The organism is Nonomuraea sp. NEAU-A123, assembly GCF_018603905.1.
Taxonomy (GTDB): Bacteria; Actinomycetota; Actinomycetes; order Streptosporangiales; family Streptosporangiaceae; genus Nonomuraea.
In genome coordinates, this window is record NZ_JAHFZZ010000001.1 from 297,434 (window position 1) to 315,270 (window position 17,837).

14 protein-coding genes and 1 pseudogene are annotated in these 17,837 nt (G+C 69.1%); 7 read left to right on the top strand and 8 right to left on the bottom strand.

Annotated features, from left to right (window positions below; genetic code table 11):
* Window positions 1-69 precede the first annotated feature (69 nt).
* From KLK06_RS01450 to KLK06_RS01465, 4 genes are read left to right on the top strand one after another with little or no spacing between them, the layout of a single operon-like run.
* Window positions 70-474 (top strand): hypothetical protein, encoded by a 405-nt coding sequence (locus tag KLK06_RS01450; RefSeq protein ID WP_214633421.1) that lies wholly within the window; start codon window positions 70-72, stop codon window positions 472-474.
* The gene (locus tag KLK06_RS01455) at window positions 474-1,871 is read left to right on the top strand and encodes a WXG100 family type VII secretion target (RefSeq protein ID WP_214633422.1); all 1,398 of its coding nucleotides are present in this window, start codon (window positions 474-476) and stop codon (window positions 1,869-1,871) included. The genes KLK06_RS01450 and KLK06_RS01455 overlap by 1 nt, the downstream gene beginning before the upstream one ends.
* A gap of 19 nt (window positions 1,872-1,890) precedes the next feature.
* Window positions 1,891-3,024: a type VII secretion target gene (locus KLK06_RS01460; RefSeq protein ID WP_214633423.1), complete on the top strand. Its 1,134-nt coding sequence runs from the start codon at window positions 1,891-1,893 to the stop codon at window positions 3,022-3,024.
* Entirely contained in the window at window positions 3,021-3,803 is a 783-nt protein-coding gene (locus KLK06_RS01465; protein ID WP_214633424.1) for a WXG100 family type VII secretion target, read from the top strand. Before KLK06_RS01460 ends, KLK06_RS01465 begins: the two co-directional genes overlap by 4 nt.
* Window positions 3,804-3,806: 3 nt before the next feature.
* Here KLK06_RS01465 and KLK06_RS01470 read toward each other — a convergent pair whose 3' ends face one another.
* From KLK06_RS01470 to eccB, 3 genes are all read right to left on the bottom strand, one after another.
* Window positions 3,807-5,261 (bottom strand): LysM peptidoglycan-binding domain-containing protein, encoded by a 1,455-nt coding sequence (locus KLK06_RS01470; protein ID WP_214633425.1) that lies wholly within the window; start codon window positions 5,259-5,261, stop codon window positions 3,807-3,809.
* A complete protein-coding gene (locus KLK06_RS01475) occupies window positions 5,258-5,605 on the bottom strand; it encodes a hypothetical protein (protein WP_214633426.1) in 348 nt (115 codons plus the stop codon). Before KLK06_RS01475 ends, KLK06_RS01470 begins: the two co-directional genes overlap by 4 nt.
* An 82-nt stretch (window positions 5,606-5,687) precedes the next feature.
* On the bottom strand, window positions 5,688-7,118 hold the full coding sequence (eccB, locus tag KLK06_RS01480) for a type VII secretion protein EccB (RefSeq protein WP_214633427.1): 1,431 nt from the start codon (window positions 7,116-7,118) through the stop codon (window positions 5,688-5,690).
* Between the two features lie 138 nt (window positions 7,119-7,256).
* On the opposite strand from eccB, the gene KLK06_RS01485 reads away from it, so the two are divergent.
* Complete coding sequence (locus KLK06_RS01485) at window positions 7,257-7,667, top strand: hypothetical protein (RefSeq protein ID WP_214633428.1); 411 nt, start codon at window positions 7,257-7,259, stop codon at window positions 7,665-7,667.
* An 8-nt stretch (window positions 7,668-7,675) separates the two neighbouring features.
* A complete protein-coding gene (locus KLK06_RS01490) occupies window positions 7,676-9,037 on the top strand; it encodes a hypothetical protein (protein ID WP_214633429.1) in 1,362 nt (453 codons plus the stop codon).
* Window positions 9,038-9,040: 3 nt separating this feature from the next.
* Here the strand turns inward: KLK06_RS01490 and KLK06_RS01495 are convergent, their stop codons facing one another.
* From KLK06_RS01495 to KLK06_RS01510, 4 genes are all read right to left on the bottom strand, one after another.
* Window positions 9,041-10,225 carry a Cmx/CmrA family chloramphenicol efflux MFS transporter gene (locus KLK06_RS01495; RefSeq protein WP_214633430.1) on the bottom strand — a complete coding sequence of 395 codons (1,185 nt, stop codon included), beginning with the start codon at window positions 10,223-10,225 and terminating at the stop codon, window positions 9,041-9,043.
* 189 nt (window positions 10,226-10,414) lie between these two features.
* Window positions 10,415-10,987, bottom strand: coding sequence for a TetR/AcrR family transcriptional regulator (locus KLK06_RS01500; protein WP_214633431.1), 573 nt, complete (start codon window positions 10,985-10,987; stop codon window positions 10,415-10,417).
* A 193-nt stretch (window positions 10,988-11,180) separates the two neighbouring features.
* Window positions 11,181-11,327 (bottom strand): hypothetical protein, encoded by a 147-nt coding sequence (locus KLK06_RS01505; protein ID WP_214633432.1) that lies wholly within the window; start codon window positions 11,325-11,327, stop codon window positions 11,181-11,183.
* A 266-nt stretch (window positions 11,328-11,593) separates the two neighbouring features.
* A complete protein-coding gene (locus tag KLK06_RS01510; RefSeq protein ID WP_214633952.1) occupies window positions 11,594-11,839 on the bottom strand; it encodes a hypothetical protein in 246 nt (81 codons plus the stop codon).
* A gap of 25 nt (window positions 11,840-11,864) precedes the next feature.
* Here KLK06_RS01510 and KLK06_RS62915 point away from each other — a divergent pair.
* Window positions 11,865-12,044 (top strand): annotated as a pseudogene (locus KLK06_RS62915) (recombinase family protein); the annotation flags it as partial.
* Window positions 12,045-12,121: 77 nt separating this feature from the next.
* Here KLK06_RS62915 and KLK06_RS59465 read toward each other — a convergent pair.
* Window positions 12,122-17,584, bottom strand: a complete 5,463-nt coding sequence (locus tag KLK06_RS59465; RefSeq protein WP_250904733.1) for an FtsK/SpoIIIE domain-containing protein — start codon at window positions 17,582-17,584, stop codon at window positions 12,122-12,124.
* Window positions 17,585-17,837: the final 253 nt, after the last annotated feature.

Below are 17,837 nucleotides of genomic sequence, written 5' to 3' on the forward strand. Positions count from 1 at the left end.
GGCGATCGTGCCTCCCTCGGCCGGTGCCGTGAAGCGCCGGCCGGGTTCCGTTGTCTAAGGGGGTTGGGGATGACCCAGAAGGATGCCATGGAGGGCGGCCAGGACCCTCTGTACGTCGATCCTGATCTGTTCGACGCGGGAGCGGGACGGGAGCACTCCCCAACCGCCATGCGTGCGATCGCCGACGAGCTCAAGTCGTACCTCGGCGGGATGCAGGGGCCCGGCTCGGCGGAGGGCTACACCAGCGGCTCCGTCAACGGCATCCTGGACCACTGCCAGCTCTCCGAGGCGCAGATAGGCACCTGGCACGACGCCAGCGCCTTCAGCAGCACGGTCGGCTCCAACAGTGGCGGCAAGAAGTTCGCGCAGGTGTACAAGGAGTTCATCGACGCCTACAAGGACGTGATCGCCGCGGTCGAGGCGAGCGCGGCCAACCACAGCGCCGGTGACCAGGCCAATGAGGGCAAGGGCTGATGGCCGAGGGCAAGGGCGGTAGGCACGTCGTCGTCATCCTGTCGTTCGACAAGATGCCGGAGGGCGGGTCGGTAAACGCGTCCAAGGACGAGATCCTGACGATGCTGCAGAACACCGAGCCCACCCAGATCGAGAACGCCGGGTTCGCCTACGACAAGGCGGCAAGCACGATCGAGCAGGCGACCAACGCGCTGGAAGAGCACGCCGGCAAGATCATCAAGGTGTGGACGGGCCCGGACGCCAGCAAGGCGCGCCACGCGCTGCAGATGCTGCACGCCTCCGGCGGCGAGCTGGCCACCAAGCTGGAGATGATGGGCTCGGCCCTGCGCCAGTACGCGAGCTACCTGCCCGAGACGATCTCGAAGGTCCAGGGCATCTCGGCGGCGGACAGCTCCAAGAACGATGTGCCCAGCTCCGAGATCGCCGTGGACAAAGAGGCCACGAACAAGGCCTTCGAGGACCGCGAGGCCCAGAAGGCCATGCAGGAGCTGAACAAGAAGATCGTCGATCTTTACAACGTGCAGGTCCCGCACGACGTGTCCTACGAGCTGCCCGGCGTCTCGATCCCGGGCGGTACGGGCACGTACCGCGACCCCGGATACCCGGGCGGCGTGGGGATCAGCGACAGCTCCGGCGGGAGCGGGTCATCGGGTGGCTCTGGCGGGTTCGACGGCGGTTCCGGTTCCGGCGGCACAGGTTCCACCGGCTCCACGGGCTCTACGGGTGGCACGGGCTCCGACGGCTCGCGCGGCGGCGGTACGGGAGACTCCTCGGGCTCCGGCTCGGACAAGCCGGGCTCGGACTCCGGAGGCCAGAACGGTTCCGACTCCGGCGACAAGCCGGGCTCGGACTCCGGCAGCGACCAGAACGGCTCCGACTCCGGCGGTCAGGGCGATTCGTCGAGTGACGGCACCGGCAGCCAGGACCCATCGAAGACCGGCGGTTCCGACACACAGGACCAGACGGTCCCGCCCGTGCTCGGCCAGGACGACAAGACCAGCAGCGACAACGTCAAGGGCGGCTTGGACCCGAACGGGACAGAAGTGTCCTCTTATACGCCGACCACGCCGACCATACCGACCACGGCCAACTTCAACCCGACCGGCAATCCGGTGAGCACCATCGCCCCCAACACGGTGGGCGTCCTCTCGCCCACCGGCACGCCCAGCGTGCCCTCGGTGCTCGGCTCGCCGAACGGTGGCATGGGCGCGGGCGGCCAAGGGCTCGCGACGGCGATGCGGACGTCGGGGAACGGCATGAATGGCGGCATGCCGTTCATGCCGATGGGCGGTGGCGGCGCCACGGACCAGGGGGACTTCGAGAGAATGACGTATCTCCCCGCGGACAAGGACGACTGGAACTCCGCGCACGACGTGACCGACCCGGTCATTTGCTGAACGCGCTACGGGGAGCGGTATGGGCGACTCAACGCAGAATTCCAGCCAGGCGGCCAAGCTCGCGCAGCTGCAGAGTGGACAGCTGCCGACGATGTCGTCGGGCGTCTCCTTCAAGGCCAGCGCGCTCGAGACCAACAGCGAGAAGATAGACGACCACACCGTGGCCATCTCCGCGCTGGAGGCCAAGACGAGCACCCTCCCCGTACAGTGGCCCCATTTCGGCGTGATCGGCATCGGCGTCAACAACGTCCACGACAAGGCGGTCGACCAGCAGAAGGATGCGCTCGCCAAGGGACGCAAGGCGCTGCAGAGCTGGAAGACCGCGCTCAGGCAGGCCTCCAGCAACTACCGGGCGGCGGAGGACGCCAACGGCGACCAGTTCCAGAACATGAACTTCGACCCGAACAGCCTCGGCGGCGGACCGAACCTCGGCGGCCTCGGCAATCCCGGCGGCTCCGGCCTGCCGAACACCGGCGGCATGCCGGACCTGTCCGGTGTGGGCACGCCGCCGGGGGTCGACCCGAACCTGCCCACCAGCGGCCTGCCCAAGACAGACCTTCCCTCGACGGATCTTCCCTCAACGGATCTGCCGAAGACCGACCTGCCTTCGACGGACCTCCCCAAGACGGACCTGCCATCGGTTCCTGACGGGAGCCAGATCAACCAGCCCGACATGAAGGTGCCGGACATCGACTCGGCGCTCAACGGCCAGCCGCAAATGCCCGATCAGAAGCTGCCCGGCGTCGACGGCAACGTCCCCGACACGACGTCGCTGTCCCAGTTCGACCCCAACTCGGTGAACAATCCGCAGCTCAAGAACCCGGACCTCAGCGGCCTGTCTCCAGACTCGACCGGCTCCGGCACCGGCACCAGGACCGGCACAGGCGCGGGCACGGGTACCGGCACGGGCATAGGCACCGCGCTCGGCACCGGTGGGAGTGTTGGCGTGGGCGCGGGCGCCGTCCCGGCCGGTCTGAAGGGTGTCAACGGTTCGAGCGGGATGCCGATGATGCCCATGATGCCGATGGGCGGCGGCGGGGCCGGTGGCGACAAGGAAAAGGAGCGCGAGAACGCCCTGCTCGGCGAGGACGAGGGCGTATGGGGCGGCGACGATGAGATCGCGCCCGAAGTGATCGGACGGGATTCCAGATGAGCTACGAGTCCGACGCGTCGATCTACATGGTGGCGGCGAGCACCGCAGCCGCCGGCGCCGCCATGATCATGCAGCCCTGGGCTTTCTACGCCGCCGCCGCCATTGGCGTGATGGTCTCGGACCCCGGGGCGATGGCGAAGACCGCCAAGGCCTGGCGGAGTCTCGACCACGACGGTCTGATGTCGGAGCTGGACGAGCTGGCCGGCGGGCTGGACAAACTCAAGACGGACCTGAAGTCCTCGGCCAAATGGGAGGGCGCGACCTTCGACACCTTCGAGGGCATCCACACGGCCTTCAAGAACGGGGTCAAGTCCCTCAAGGACACCCGCAACGACACCGGGGACGCCGTCGATGCGGCGGCCAAGATCTACCACATCGGCGCCATCGCGGCCGCGGCGGTGGGCTACGTCATGCTTTGGATGGGTCTATCCAAGATGGCCGCGAGATTCACCCCGGGGTTGGGGATGTTCGCCGAGATGCTGACAGCCGCCAGGGGCTCCGTCACTCTGCAAGCGGTCAGGGCGATACTCAAGAAGCATGTCCTGGTCGTTGGAGGTGTCACCATGGTCCTCTACATGGCCATCCAACAGACCGAGATGACCGGAAAGCTCTTCCCCGGGCTTGAGGCCTCCATCCCCACCGAGATGACCGCGATGAAGTCAGGCGGCATGCCGCCGTTCTCCGATGCGGGCATGCAGTACGACGAGAAGATGGGCGGCCTCAGCGTGAAGATGGACGAGTCGCTGGGCAAGGTGCCCGGCGGCACCGCGTCGATCTGACCCTCACTCGTCCAGCGGGATCCGCAGCAGCTGTCCGGGCACCAGCTTGCGCGGGTCGTCTCCGATGACCTCCCTGTTGGCGGCGTAGATCTCGCGCCACCGGTTGGGGTCGCCGTACACCTTCTCGGCGATGTCGTACAGCGACCCGTTGTCAACGGGCCAGTAGCCGACCTTTTCCGTCCGATCGGGCCGCGGTGCGACCGCCTGCCCGTTGGCGGTGGGCAGGTTCGTGTCGGGCAGCTCGCCGAAGTCGGGGTTGGTCTGCAGAGGCCGCCACACCCGGAAGAGGGACGTCGGGATGCCTCCCCAGAACTGCTTGTGGAAGTTGCCCGGCTTCCCGGCCACCCTGGCGCCGGGCAGCTTGTGCTTGATCTGCTCGTACGTCCAGTTGCGGAGCCCGACGAAGCTGCCGAAGGCCATGCCGGACTCGCCGACGGCGGCGCCTGTCTTGGTCAGGGTCGCCGCCCAGCTCGCCGCGGTGCCGCCCTGAAGGAGACCCTTGCCGAAGAAACCGGAGGCGGGCGCGAAGGTGGCCACGAGCATCGCGCCCGTGGTGATGCGGGCCGCCTGGGTGAAGCTGATGGGGCTCAGGTTGAAGATGCTGTGGCCGCTCATGCCCTGGGCCGCCATCTGCGTGCCGATGATGCCGCCGTACACGCTGCCGGAGGTCCTGGCGTAGTTCTTGAAGCTGGCCTGGGCGAACTTCTCGGCGTATCCCGTGAGGTTGCGGTTCTTCGCCGCCTGCAGCACGGCCTTCTCCATGGCGCCGACGGCCCGCATCGAGCGGAGCCTGACCAGCAGCCGGCCGACCACCGGGAGGTTCTTGAGCGCGGTCGCGAGGGTCCTGAGCAGGGTCCCGAACCTGATCATGACCTGGACCGCGTAGAGGACGAGCTGCCGGGTGCGGATGTAGGCGATCATCTGCGCCATCAGCCCGCCGGCCATGGAGGCGGCGAACCTCGCGGCCAGGTACTTGAACGCCATGAAAAGGGCGCCCCAGAGCAGCGCGGTCCTGAGGAGCTCGAGAATGGCCTTCTTGGTCAGGGCCGCCGAGTCGGCCACCATCCTGAGGATCTGGGCGATGTCCGTGGAGCTCTTCTTGAGCGCGGTGCGATTGTCCTGCTTGACGACCTCGCCCCAGACCTTCCTGAACTCCTCGGCCGCCGTCCCCTTCCACTCCTTGACGACCCTGTCGAGATAGCCGGAGCCCTGGCCCTTGGCATGCCCGTCGAGCACGTCGAAGACCTTGTCGAGGTTCTGGGCCAGGCTCTCGTGCGCCGCGGCGGCGGCGCGGAGCCTGCCTTCGCTCTCGTCGTCGCCCATGAGGGAGGGGACGGCGTGGAACATCGCCTTGGCGGTGTTGACCAGCGGGGTGATGTCGAACATCGAGCCCCAGTCGAGGGCGAACGGCCAGTGCGTCCAGTTCCACTCGATGGGGTTGAGGCTGCCCTCGGTCATCTGCCGCCGTCCCTGCTGGCACTGGCCAGGCTGGCGGCCCGGTAGTTCTGTTCGGAGACCTCCAGCGCCTTGGAGAGGTACTCCAGGGCCTCGCACAGGTCGATGACGTAGTTGTAGGCGGATTCGTACCGCTTGTCGCGGTGGCCGTACTCCTGGGTGCCGTCGACGTACGCCGAGCCGAGCTCGTCGGCTCCCGGCGCGAGGCCGAAGTCGTCCTTGCGCAGACGTGCGGGGGCGAACTCGGCCGCGTAACCACGCAGGACCGGCGCCTGATCCGCACAGACTTCCAGCGCCTTGCGAAGATCAGGCGGTATGACCTCATACCCCTCGATCTGGTCCCCCATGAGCCCCCCAGGCATCACAAAGCCATATATGTCCCTTTCATATTAATGTTCACGGCTATTTCTCGTCTAGGAAACATGCTGGTTACGAGCCACCTGAGCGCATGGCCGGGGTGTCCGAGACCGGTGTCCTGGCGGCCGCCGGGTCCAGCGTCGGCCCCTCGGGGATCAGGCGCAGGAGGTGGGCGGGCAGCGGGGCCACGTTCGCGGCGTCGTACCCCAGCTTGGTCAGGACGTCGGGCGAGGCCAGCCGGTACTTCTTCCCCTGGTCGGTGACCAGGTAGAACTGCTGCACTGAGGAGAGCTGGTTCTCGCCGGGCAGCAGCCCTGCCACCGCCGCCGTGCCCGGCGGCAGCAGCACCTGGTCGAACCTCTCCGGGTTGCCACTCGACGCCGGCGTCGGGATGCCCATCCGGCTCCCCACGGTCAGCGTGCCCTTCACGGACCCTTTCAGGGTGTTGGCGTAGACCATGCACAGCGGTGCCGAGGGGGCGGGCACCTGGAAGCGCGGCATGGTGGCCGGCATGCCGCCGCCCGTGATCCGCTGGGCCGACACCTTCGCCGCGTTGGCGTTCGCCGCGTCGATGGGGATCTCCCGCACGTGCTCGCGTCCGTACGCCGCCTGGCTGGCCGGATCCTGGACCAGCAGTGTCGCCTGCGTCTGGGTGATCGGCGCGAGGCCGTCCATCAGCATGACGTACCAGCGCGCGGGGGCGCCCGCGACGGGCGCGACCTTGAAGACCTGCCCGACCTTGAACGTCGAGCCGCCGCGCCCGGGGATGTTGCGGCCGCGATGCTCGATCGTCGGCGCGGCGAAGTCCGAACCCTCGGCGATGGCGTTGATCCACGAGGTCGGCACCCGCCGGGGGGTCTGGTCGGTGAGCCGATCCACGTTCCTGACGGCCATGCGCTGGTTACCCCAGAGCGCCCAGTTCTGCCGCCCATCGCTGACGATCAGCGCGTCGCTTCCGGCCGGCGTGCCGCCGACGTCGGTCCCGCCCACGAGCGTCACGTACGACTTGCGCCCCCCGGCGGCGTCGGTCGCGTCCACCACGCAGGCGGACCAGGGCGACTTGACGAGCCGCTCGGCCTTGGGCAGCGAGTCGGGAGCGCCCGCGATGCCCACCTGCCCGCCGCGCGCGAAGCCGGCCAGCGACTCCGTGGAGACCGTCTTGACCTTGATGCTGTCGCTGTCCAGCAGGAGCCGGGCGGAGACGTAGTTGGCCACGGGCAGCAACTGGCCGGTCTGCTGGCTGTAGACGTAGGAGGCGCCGGTCTCCTCCTCCACGATGAGCTGCCCGGCGTCCCGCAGATTGGTCGCACCGCCCGGCTTGAGCATGCCCCAGATGCCGAACCCGGCGATGATGAGGACGCCGACCATGATGCCGGCGAACGTCGCCACGTTGTGCCGCCGCATCGGCGATTCGGGTAGGTCGGGTTCGCCCTGCAACAGGGCCATACCCAGGCGCTGGGTCATGAGCCGATGTGCCTGGTAGAGATCCTTGCGGGTCTGCATGCCACTCCGTTCCGGTCCAGCCTGAGGACAGCATAGGAGTGTTGCCTATGAGGGCAGTGGGGGTTATGTCGCAAATGAGGGCACTAGATCGTGATATATGAGTAAAGTTTGTGGTCAGTGGTGTTCGGGGAGGTTGCTGTGTCAGATCCCGATAAGTTGAGTCCGCCGGCCCAGGGGTGGCATCTGGAATCGGACTGGGCAGGACTCGAAGCCGGGCGCGATGGCGTCACGTACAGCGCCAGCAAGCTCAAGAAGCTCGCCGAGCAGCTCACGGACGAATTCGCCAAGTTCTCAGGGGAGAAGCCCGGATCCGTCAACGACCTGGACATGAAGGCCAACCTCATCGGCCTGAAGGCAGCTGTCGACCAGGTCAAGCGATGGGACGGCGGGCAGGCCTTCGTCGAAACGGTCCAGCGTGGGCACAAGGAGTTCACCGAGGTCTACCGCGAGGTCGTCGAGAAGACACGGATCGCCATCGAGCTGATCAACGCGGGCGCGGGCAACTACGAGCGCGTCGATCTCGCCAACCTCGGTAATAAGGAGGCGTAGGAGCTCCCGTGGCCGAAGACAAGAAGATCAAGGTCAAGCAGCAGACACACATGATCAAGACGTACTGCCCGACCTTTGGGGTGGACGACGACGGCAGGAGCGTCGCCGAGGTCAAGACCTTCGTCCAGTCGCTGGACGCGACGGCCGTCAAGCAGGCGGGCAACGCCTACCTCGACGCCTGCTCGACGCTGGCCGGTGCCCAGCGCGTCATCGAGGACATCAACGTCGAGATGGCCAAGTGCTGGGACGGCAAGGCGTCGGTCGAGGCGCAGGAAGCCCTCAGGGTGTTGCACGCGACGGTGCGCGAGCTGTCGGGCAAGCTCAACTGGATGGGCCGCCCTCTGCAGTCACTCGGTGACAGGCTCCGTGAGCATCAGGAGTTCATGGACAAGGGAGGCTTGTCCTGGGCCGACAACACCTACACCTGGGACGACTCCATGGTCGGCTGGTATCGCACCATGGACAAGGGCATCGAATGGGGCTCCCAGGACGAACTCGCCGGCAAGCACCTGCGCCTGCTGAACGACGACCTCACGCAGACCTACCAGAACCTGCCGGACTCCTTCCACAAAGAGATCCCGGACATCAAGGACCCCGCCGCCGCGTCCCCTCCCGTCACGCCCTTGAACACGGACTTCTCCCACCCCGGCGGCACGAACGGACTGGGGAACGGCGACTACAACGGCGCGGGCTTCAACGACGGCTCCTCTGACGGCTCGGACAAGAGCGGGGGCGTGACGGACCCCACGGGCGGCGTCACGGATCCCACCAACGGCCTGACAGACCCGACGAAGGGCGTGACGGACCCCACCACTGGCGCGACGGACCCGACCAACGGCGCGACAGACCCCACGAACGGCGCGACAGACCCGACAAAGGGCGTGACCGACCCCACGGGCGGCGTCACGGATCCCACCAAGGGCCTGACAGACCCGACGAAGGGCGTGACGGACCCCACGTCGGGCATCACCGACCCCACCAAGGGCCTGTCCAGCCCCACCTCCACCAAACTGGAGGACTTCCAGCCCCCCGCCGACTGGAACTCCGGCAACACCCCCACCTCCTCCACCCCCACTTCCACGAACGCCAACCCCAACTTCACCTCCCCGAGCTCCCCGAACTCCTCCTCGCCCGCCACCGGACCCCTCACGAGCGCCGGAGGCAACGGCAGCATGGGCTCGGGCCTGTCGAACGGCCTGGGCTCGGCCAAGGCAGGCAGCGGGACCGGGTCGGGCATGCCGTTCATGCCCATGGGCGGCGGCGGCGCGGGCGCCGAGGAGCGGACCAGTGAGGGCGGCACCTGGCTGACCGAGGACGACGACGTGTGGGGCGGCGAAACCGAGGGCGTCGTCAACGACCGAATCGGCTGACCGTCACACGTGTGCCTGCGGGGCCGGGGCATCCGTACGTACGCGCTTGTCCAGTAGGGCGGCCAGCCCCACGGTCCCGAGCGCGGCGACGCCCAGCCCGGCCCCGATCCAGGCCACCACCGGATACCCGAACCCGGCCCCGATCGCCAGCCCGCCCACCCACGGCCCCACGGTGATCCCAACGTTGAACGCCGAGAAGTTCGTGGCGGCGGCCAGTGTCGGAGCGTCCTTGCCCACCGTGAACACCCGCGTGTTCAGGGCCGGATTCGTGGAGAACCCGAACGCTCCCAGCAGGAAGATCAGCCCGACGGCCACCCCCGGCACCCCGGCGAACACCCCCAACCCCACCGAGGCAACAACAACGCCCGCCACCCCTACGTACAACGTCCCAAAAGGCCGCGCGTCAGCCTGACGTCCACCCAAGCTGATGCCGATCAGCGACCCCACCCCGTACAAGCCCAGCACCACAGGAACCCACCCCGCTGCCAGCCCGGTGGTGTCGATGAGCATCGCGCCGAGATAGCTGAACGTGACCAGCACCGCGCCGGTCGCCAGCGCCGTCGTCCCGTACGAGAGCCAGAGCCGCGCGTTGACCATGCTCCGCAACTCCTGCCCCAGCCGCGGCACACTCCCCGCCTCAGGCCGCCCACCGGGAATGGTGGCCACCACCCCGATCGCCGCAAGCCCCGACAGCACCGTGACCGCCCAGAACGCCGCCCGCCACCCGAACTGCTGCCCGATGACCGTCCCCGCGGGAAGCCCCACGATGGTGGCCACGGTAAGTCCCCCCGCCACGATGCTCATGGCCTTCCCCCGCGCACCTTCCGGAACAAGCCCCATGGCAGTGACCGCCGCCACCGCCCAGAACCCCGCGTACACGAACGCCCCCACCACCCGGGTCCCGAACAGCACTCCATAGCTCGGCGTCACCGCCCCCACGACATGCGTAAGGGCAAAGATCGCCAGAAAAGTCAGCAACGCCGTACGACGCGGCCACCGCAGAGTCACCACGGCCAGCACCGGCGATCCCACCAGCATCCCGAGCGCGAACCCGGAGATCAGCAACCCCGCATAGGGGATGGACACGCCCAGGTCGGACGCCATCTCGGGTAGCAGCCCCGCGAGCATGAGCTCGGAGGTGCCTTGGGCGAATATCGACAGCCCCAGGATGTACACGGCCAACGGCATAGCTACTCCTCCTTCGTTTTAGACCAATCAGTTCAAAATCAAGACACACCACATGACCGCAAGCGCGCACAGGTCTACGCGTTGAGCCACCGCCAGCCCGAAGTGCGTGCCGGCTCGCCGGCTCGCAGGCTGGCGGGCTGGCGGGCTCGTCAGAGCGCGTTGGATTGCGTCAGAGCGCGTTAGATCGCGTTAGATCGCATCGAGCGTGATCTTCGCAACGGCCTCCAACGCCGCCCGATCCGCACCCCCGCGCGCCATCACCCGCATGCCACTGATCGCCGCGACAACGAACTGCGCCAACGCGACCGGATCCTTGGCCGCTTCGACCTCGCCCCGGCTATGCCCAACCTCGAACGCCGCCCGCAACGCCGCCAGCCGCCGATCACCGTCCCGCCGAAGCTGCAAGGCCACCTCCGGATCCCGAGGCGCCAACTCCACCAGCGAGTTGACCACCAGACACCCGACCGGATCCCCGACCTCGACATCAACGGCCTGCCACAACAGGACCCGCACCTTCTCCCGGACCGGGAGATCCCCGTCCAGGAACTCCGTCAGCCACGCGGTCTTGCTGTCCATATAACGCCGCAGGGCCTTCTCAAACAGATCGTGCTTGCTCTTGAACGTGTTGTAGATACTGCTCCGCCCCAGCCCAGTGGCATCACATAGATCCTTGGTCGAGGTCCCCTCATAGCCCGCACTCCAGAACGCCCGCATAGCCGCCTCAACGGCCCGCCCCTCGTCGAACTCCCTCGGTCGCGCCATACCCAGCACCGTAACACGTTTTGGACCGATCAGTGCAATACACCCTCCATCACAACCCGAACCACCCCATCGAAGATCCCCAGCCCCCATCCGGAACGCATCGCGGATCCCCGAGCCAACCTGGAACGCATCGCAGGACCCCGAGAACGCGCTGCGGGTCCCCAAGGCCCCTATCTGGGCCCCCACTCACCGACTACGAGCAGCGCGCTACGACCTGCCCGTGGTGTGCTCGGCGAGGGTTGGCGCCGTCCGCCGCGACGGCGACCTCCTGCGCGTCGAGTCCACCGCGGGCCTCTGGCGGGGCGCGCACGGTCATCAGCGCCACTTTCTGGGCCGCCATCGGTTCAACATCACGACCAGCGGCCCCGGAGGCCAGCTACGTCAACGGCGCCACCCTCAGCGCCATGGGCGGCCAACCCGCCCTCGGCTCGGCAAACTCTCACAAATGACCAGTTCTGCGCGACCGGAGCCCGTGTGCTTGGGGCCGCGTTCGCGCAGGTGGCCGTCCGCAAAACTCCTCGCAGAACCTTCCCGTTGTGAGAGAGGGTCCGGCGAGACGAGGCGGGTGCAGCTGACGCCGGAGGAGGCCGCCGAGGCGGTCGAGCGCTACGACTGCCCGAACTGCACGGCGATGGCGCCGTCGCCGTGCCGGACGCGGGGTGGGAAGGTCGCCTCCAAGTACCACACCGCGCGGTTCATTCTGGTGCCCGCGTTGCGCGAGCTGCTGAAAATTCCGGTTCCGGCCGGGCGCAGGCCGGGCGCGCCGTGGCAGGCGCTGCCGCCGGTGGCTGCGGCCGAGGTCGGTCCGGCCGCGCCGGCGATCCGGATCGGGTACGCGCGGTGCTCGACCAAGGATCAGGAGTTGGAGAGTCAGTTGGTGGCGTTGCGGGCGGCCGGGTGTACGCGGATCTTCTCCGCGAAAATCTCCACACGGGTCAAGGTACGGGCCGAGCAGGATGCCGTGCTCGCGCTGTGCCGGGATATCAAGTCGGCGGCGCCCGGTCAGGCGGTCGTGTTCACCGTGCACGAGCTGAAGCGGCCGGCGCGCAATGCCGCCGAGTCGATGGTGTTGGCCAGCGGGTTGCAGGCCGCTGTGATCCAGTTGGAGTTGCTGACCGGGCCGCTGACGGGGATCTACGTGTCCGAGATCGCGGCTTGGATGGGTGTCGTGTTGCCCATGGTGACCAGCAGGCCGCGTCCCGGTGGGCCTCCGACGGCGCCGCGCGGTAGACGGACCGTGAACAGGTCGCCGTCGGCCGGACTCTGTACCGACAGGAGTACGCCGGTGCGCGACTTGCGGGTTTCCGCCACGAAGCCGCGGTATGCCGTCGCCAGGTCACCCGTCGCGCCCGCGATGATGAGGCCGTGGTCTCCGTCCCGGCCTGATCGAAGGACCTCTTCCAGGGCCGTACCGAGAGGGGAGTCCGGGTTGATCAGCTCGGCGTCGTCCACGATCACCACGTAGCGGTCGCGGTCCGCGAGCAGCTCCTGCAGCCCCGCTCCGTCACCATCGAGTATGGCGAGAACGCCGTCCAGCGTACGCAGCGGGCTACGCCGGGGGGCGATGGCGATGACCGGCGTGCCGTACGAGATGAGCGACCTGGCGGCCGTCACCAGCACCGAGGAGCGACCCGAGCGGGCCGGCCCGGCGACGACGGCGCCGGGGCCGTGCGCGAGCAGGTCCAGACCCATCGGGGCGAGGGCGTCACCACCTGCGCCGACCAGTGCCCACAGGGGCGAAGGCCGGGCGAAGCTCGGTTCCAGGTCCATGGCCTGGCCGGCGGTGATGCGCATGGGAAGCGCGTCGACCCGAAGCGGAGGCTCTCCCTCCCAATGCCACGCGCCACGTCCCAGACGAGCCGACCGACCGGATCGGGCAAAGCCGCCCAACGCGCCCGCGCTGTCCGACGTACCGCCCGAGACGTCGCCGACTGGGGCGCTGCCCGACGTGCCGCCCGGGACATCGCCACGTGATGCGCCGCCCGAGGTCCTGCTTGACGTGCTGTCCGGTACGCCCGCCATGGCCTCCCGGGGGTTCGTTGCAGGCTCTGTGGGGGTGGTCGTGCTGAGGTGGGTGGGGTCTTTCGAGGACGCTGTGGATGCGTACGTCGGGATGCTGCTGAGAGGGGCTGCCGCGCGGGCGAGGGACTGGAGGGCCGCTACCTGGGCGGGGCCCGAGGGGTCTCGGGTGAGGAGGGCGATCTGGCTTTCGACGATGCCGTGTTCGCCCATCGAGAGAGCTCGGCCGGAGGGCATCGATGTGGGGAGTCCCTTCATCGGCATGCCTGCCAGGCCGTAGTCGGCCGGGTCCGCGAGGCGGAGGAGGAGGCGGTCGTCGAAGACCGTGGAAATCTGGCCGAGCAGGCACGAACGGTCGCCGGTCACCACCGCCCGCAGTCCCACCGCCGGACCCTCTCTGAGCAGTTGGAGGAGCGACTCTGTGAGGCGGCCGTAGTCGTAGCCCTCGAAGGCCGCCACGTACCCCTCCCAGCGGTCGACCATGAGGACCAGCCAGGGGAGGCGGTGGCCTGCCTGGCGGTATTCGGCCAACGAGGCGTGTCCGGCTTCGGCGAGTAGTTGCTGGCGGCGGCCCACTTCGGCGCGGAGGCGGGACAGCAGGCGTTCGACGCGGTCGAGCTGGTCGCGGGTCACGACCGCGCCGCAGTGTGGCATGGCCATCAGCGGGAGCAGTGCGCCTGATCCGCAGTCGATGGCGTGCAGGTGGACGTCGGCCGGGGACGCTTGCGCGGCGATGGCGCCGGCGATCGTCCGTAGTGCGGTGGATCTGCCGCTGCGGGCCGCTCCCGCGATGAGCAGGTGGCCGCCTTGGGCCAGGTCCAGCGCGAGCGGGCGTCGGTCCTGCGCCCAGGGCCGATCGATTATTCCGAAAGCCAGCGGGCCCACTTCGGGGAACGTCCCCGAGCCGGGGAACGTCCCTGAGCTGGCGACTGGCCCTGAGCCAGTGAACGTCCCCGGTCCGGTGACTGGCCCTGGTCCGGTGAACGGCTCTGATCCGGCGGCGGATCGCGAGCCGGCGATGGCCTCTGGTCGAGTGGATGTCCGTGATGTGGTGGATCTGGAGGATGTTCCGGGGCCGGAAAGTGCTCCGGCTGCCAGGGAAGGCGCCCCAGCCGTCAGGGAAGGGATGATCTCGTCGAGGGTCACGGTCGAGGGCAGCGGCTCCAGCCATGGGCTCGGTTGCTCTGGTACGCCGGTGAGGCGGGCTGCCTCGATGAGCGCGTCCGCGAGGACGGTGAGGTCGGTGATCGTCGACCCCTCAGGCGGCTCAGGGAGCGGGGGGAGTGCCCGGCCCAGGGAACGCCAGTCCACGTCGATCACCCGCAGCCGACCGCCCGCGCCCGCCAGTCCTCCAGCGCCCGCCAATCCGACCGACATGCCGCCCGGGCCTGCCATGCCGCCCGGGCCTGCCATATTGGCCGGACCCGCCATATTGGCCGGACCCACAAGCCCGCCCGGATCCACAAGCCCGCCCGTGCCCAGCGGGCCGCTCGCCCCAACCGGCCCGTTCGTGGCCGGTTGGTCGGCTCTGAGGGATGCGCTTGCCACTGGGCTCCGGCCGCCCACTCGTGCGGTCTGTACGGCCGCAGCCGCCCCCACGCCGGACTTCACGTAACACCGGCCAGGCGTCGACTTGGAGATGTGCGCCGCGTCCGGCAGGTCGATGACGTCGGAGGACTCGGCGGGCTCGGTGACCCGGAGCGCGATCCGCAGCGATGTGTTGGCCTGGATGTCGGCCGTGACCACGCCCGCCGGGCGCTGGGTGGCCAGGATCAGGTGGATGCCGAGCGAACGGCCCCGGCGGGCGATGTCGACCAGGCCGTTGACGAAGTCGGGCAGCTCGGCCACCAGGGCGGCGAACTCGTCGATGATCAGCACGAGCCTGGGCAGCGGCTCGCCGGTGTAGTCGTCGATGTCCTTGGCGCCGGCCGCCAGCAGCAGGCGTTCGCGTCGCCGGATCTCGGCGGCCAGGGAGTCGAGGGCCCGCTGTGTCAGGTGGCCGTCCAGGTCGCTGACCATGCCGACCGTGTGTGGCAGGCGTACGCACTCCTTGAACGCGGCACCGCCCTTGTAGTCGACCAGCACGAACGTGAGCTGGTCCGGCCGGTTGGCCACCGCGAGCGAGCAGATGAGCGTCTGCAGCAGCTCCGACTTGCCCGCGCCCGTGGTGCCGGCGATCAGGCCGTGCGGGCCGTCCACTCTCAGGTCGACGGAGAACGGGCCGTCGGGGCCGATGCCGATGACCGCCTTCGTGGAGCCGTGGCCGTGCCAGCGGGTGGCGAGGTCGTGGCCGGATGGGGCGGGCATGCCCAGCAGGTCGAGCAGGCGGATCGCCTCGGGGAGGTGACCGGCCGGGTCGTCCCTGCTCACGTCGCGGATCGGGCCGAGCGCCCTGGCCACGCGGTCGCACCACGACGGTGACACCAGGTCGGCCAGGACCGGGCCGATGACCTCCAGGCCGCCGCCGAGCAGGCGTACCTGACCGTCCGCGGCGCACGCGGCGACGGTGGCGCACTCCTCGGGGAGCAGGCTCTGGTCGTCGTCGAGGGCGAGGGTGAAGACACCCGAACGCGGGCCCTGACGAAGGATCTGCGGCATGCCGGGGAGGCCGCGCAGTACCTGGGCGCCGTCGAGTACGACGAGAACGTCGTAGGGGCGTACGTCGTAGGAGGTCAGAGCCGGCGTCTCCGGGCCGCCCAGGTCGTCCCAGCCGGTGGGGATCTTGCCGAGCTCGGGGATGGCGGTGTTCTGGCGTTCGTCGATGAGGGCGGCCAGTTCGGCGACGCGGTGGGCGGCGGACTCCGGGTCGGTGCCGACCAGGGTCACGCAGTCCTCGCCGCCGCGCGGGGCGCAGTGCGGCAGCCAGCGGACCCAGCCCCAGCGGCGCTCGCCGTCGGCGTGCGCGGACAGGACCACGATGGCCAGGTCGCGCGGGCTGTGCAGCGTCGCCGCCTGGCCGATCAGCCAGCCGGTCAGGCCGGTCGCGGTGTCGCGCGGGCCGGTGACTCCCGCCACGCCTAGCCTGCGCATGGCCAGAGCCACCGGTACGGACCGGCAGATCGGCGGGGAGAGCGCGCCGCCCTTCTCCTCGGAGAGCTCCAGGTTGGCCGGAAGGTCGGCCAGCCCGACCCTGAGTCGCAGCGCGTCGGGATCGTGGATGCGCCGCTCCCACAGCCGCCTGCGTGGACCGGTGGCGGTGAGCAGCACCTGGGCTGGGTCGGGCGCGTCGGATCGGCGGAGCAGCTCGTCCTCGGCCCTGGCCTGCTCGACCGCCAGTTCGTACGCCTCCAGGCGCTCCTTGTGCTGCTTGGCGGCCTTTCTGTGCTGCTTCTTGCCGTGGCGGCGGTCGCTCCACCACTGGCCGATCATGATGAGGGGGCTCATCAGGGCGATGAGCAGGTAGTACGGCTGACGTAGGACGAAGGCCAGCGTGACGCCCATCACCGCGGGCAGAAGCGCGGCCAGCAACTGCAGGCGCATCCCTTCGGTGCGGCTGGGCTCCTGGGGGCGTTCGAAGGTGCGCTCGGGCTCCGGTCTGCGGAGGCGTGGCGGGCGGTTGTAGGCGACGCCGCCCTCCGGGAGGGGCGCCAGGTGCGCGTCCTGCGGCTCGATCGCGGTCAGGGTGAACACCGAGGAACCACAGGTCAGCAGCGTGTGCTCGGGCCAGTCGACGGGTTCGGTGAGCGGCTGGGCGGCCAGCGTGGGCGGCTCGTAGTGGACGGGCGTCAGCTCTGCCGCCTCGCGTTCGGCGACTCGGGCGGTGAGCTCGGCGACCTCGTCGGCCCACCGGCCCTTGAGCTTGAGGCGCTGCGCCTGCTGGGGCACCCGGTGGCGGACCGGCTCGACCGTGATCGCGTCGGGCGTCACGCGCAGGGTGGCGGCCTCGGGGGCGAGGGACGGGTCGGCGACGGTCAGCGCGCACATCGGGTCGGACCCGATGACGTGCACGCCCAGGCCCAGACGGTGAACGGCGCCCGCGGCCGGGCCGCCGACCACCCGCACCTCGGCCACGCCGCCGGGCTCCTCGATGATCGTGGAGCGCGCGAGGTGGGCGTCGAGGGTGACCTTGTCGCCGTCGCGCAGCACCGCCCCGGCCAGGGCTCGCGGGTCGAGCGGCCGGCCGTTGCGCCAGATTACGGCGCCATGCCAGCCAGGCCCGTCGGCCCGGCCTTGGCCGAACCCCTGGGTCTGGTCCTGGTGGGACCTCTCAGCCCAGCCCTGGCCGGGCCTATCAGCCAAGCTCCGGCCGGACCCCTCGGTCCGGTCCCGGATGGGCGCCCCGAGAGGGGCACTCGGGTCACTGAGAGGGTTGCGCGGGTCACTGAGAGGGTTACGCGGATCAGGGGTGGGTGCGCCCGGCGATCCGCTGGCGCGGGTGTGCCGCCTCGGTGGGCGGCCGCCGGGGTCGGTTACCGACATGCCGTAGGGGGCTCGGGCTCTGGGCAGGCGGACGACTTCGGCCAGCGGTGCCTGACCGCTGAGTGCCTCGCTCACCCTCGCCACCGTGGCGCCGTTGTCACCCTCGATCACAACGTCACGATCGCCTTGCTCGCCGAGCACGGTGAGCATGATCCGCATGTGCCGTCTCCTCGATCGGGCCTCGGCGCAAAGGTAGCGCCCGAAGAAAGGGTAGGTCCGGCGGTTGACGGCAATGGCATAGAAGGGCCGGGTTGTGGATAACCGGCGACGGCAATTATGGCCTGTGGAAAGTCGACGATTTGGTTGCCCATTTAAGGGGTGGCGGGCAACGCAGGTTAATGGAGGGGATGGTGTGAAAAAAGGGGCGCAGGTGGCCACCCCCCACGCCAGCAGGGCCGCTGGAAGGCCGGGG

Excerpts from the sequence above, each read along its gene's own strand:
- KLK06_RS01450 (WP_214633421.1), top strand. The coding sequence starts at position 70 with ATGACCCAGAAGGATGCCATGGAGGGCGGCCAGGACCCTCTGTACGTC.
- KLK06_RS01455 (WP_214633422.1), top strand. The coding sequence starts at position 474 with ATGGCCGAGGGCAAGGGCGGTAGGCACGTCGTCGTCATCCTGTCGTTC.
- KLK06_RS01460 (WP_214633423.1), top strand. The coding sequence starts at position 1,891 with ATGGGCGACTCAACGCAGAATTCCAGCCAGGCGGCCAAGCTCGCGCAG.
- KLK06_RS01465 (WP_214633424.1), top strand. The coding sequence starts at position 3,021 with ATGAGCTACGAGTCCGACGCGTCGATCTACATGGTGGCGGCGAGCACC.
- KLK06_RS01470 (WP_214633425.1), bottom strand. The coding sequence starts at position 5,261 with ATGACCGAGGGCAGCCTCAACCCCATCGAGTGGAACTGGACGCACTGG.
- KLK06_RS01475 (WP_214633426.1), bottom strand. The coding sequence starts at position 5,605 with ATGGGGGACCAGATCGAGGGGTATGAGGTCATACCGCCTGATCTTCGC.
- eccB (WP_214633427.1), bottom strand. The coding sequence starts at position 7,118 with ATGCAGACCCGCAAGGATCTCTACCAGGCACATCGGCTCATGACCCAG.
- KLK06_RS01495 (WP_214633430.1), bottom strand. The coding sequence starts at position 10,225 with ATGCCGTTGGCCGTGTACATCCTGGGGCTGTCGATATTCGCCCAAGGC.
- KLK06_RS01500 (WP_214633431.1), bottom strand. The coding sequence starts at position 10,987 with ATGGCGCGACCGAGGGAGTTCGACGAGGGGCGGGCCGTTGAGGCGGCT.
- KLK06_RS01505 (WP_214633432.1), bottom strand. The coding sequence starts at position 11,327 with ATGGCGGCCCAGAAAGTGGCGCTGATGACCGTGCGCGCCCCGCCAGAG.
- KLK06_RS59465 (WP_250904733.1), bottom strand. The coding sequence starts at position 17,584 with ATGCGGATCATGCTCACCGTGCTCGGCGAGCAAGGCGATCGTGACGTT.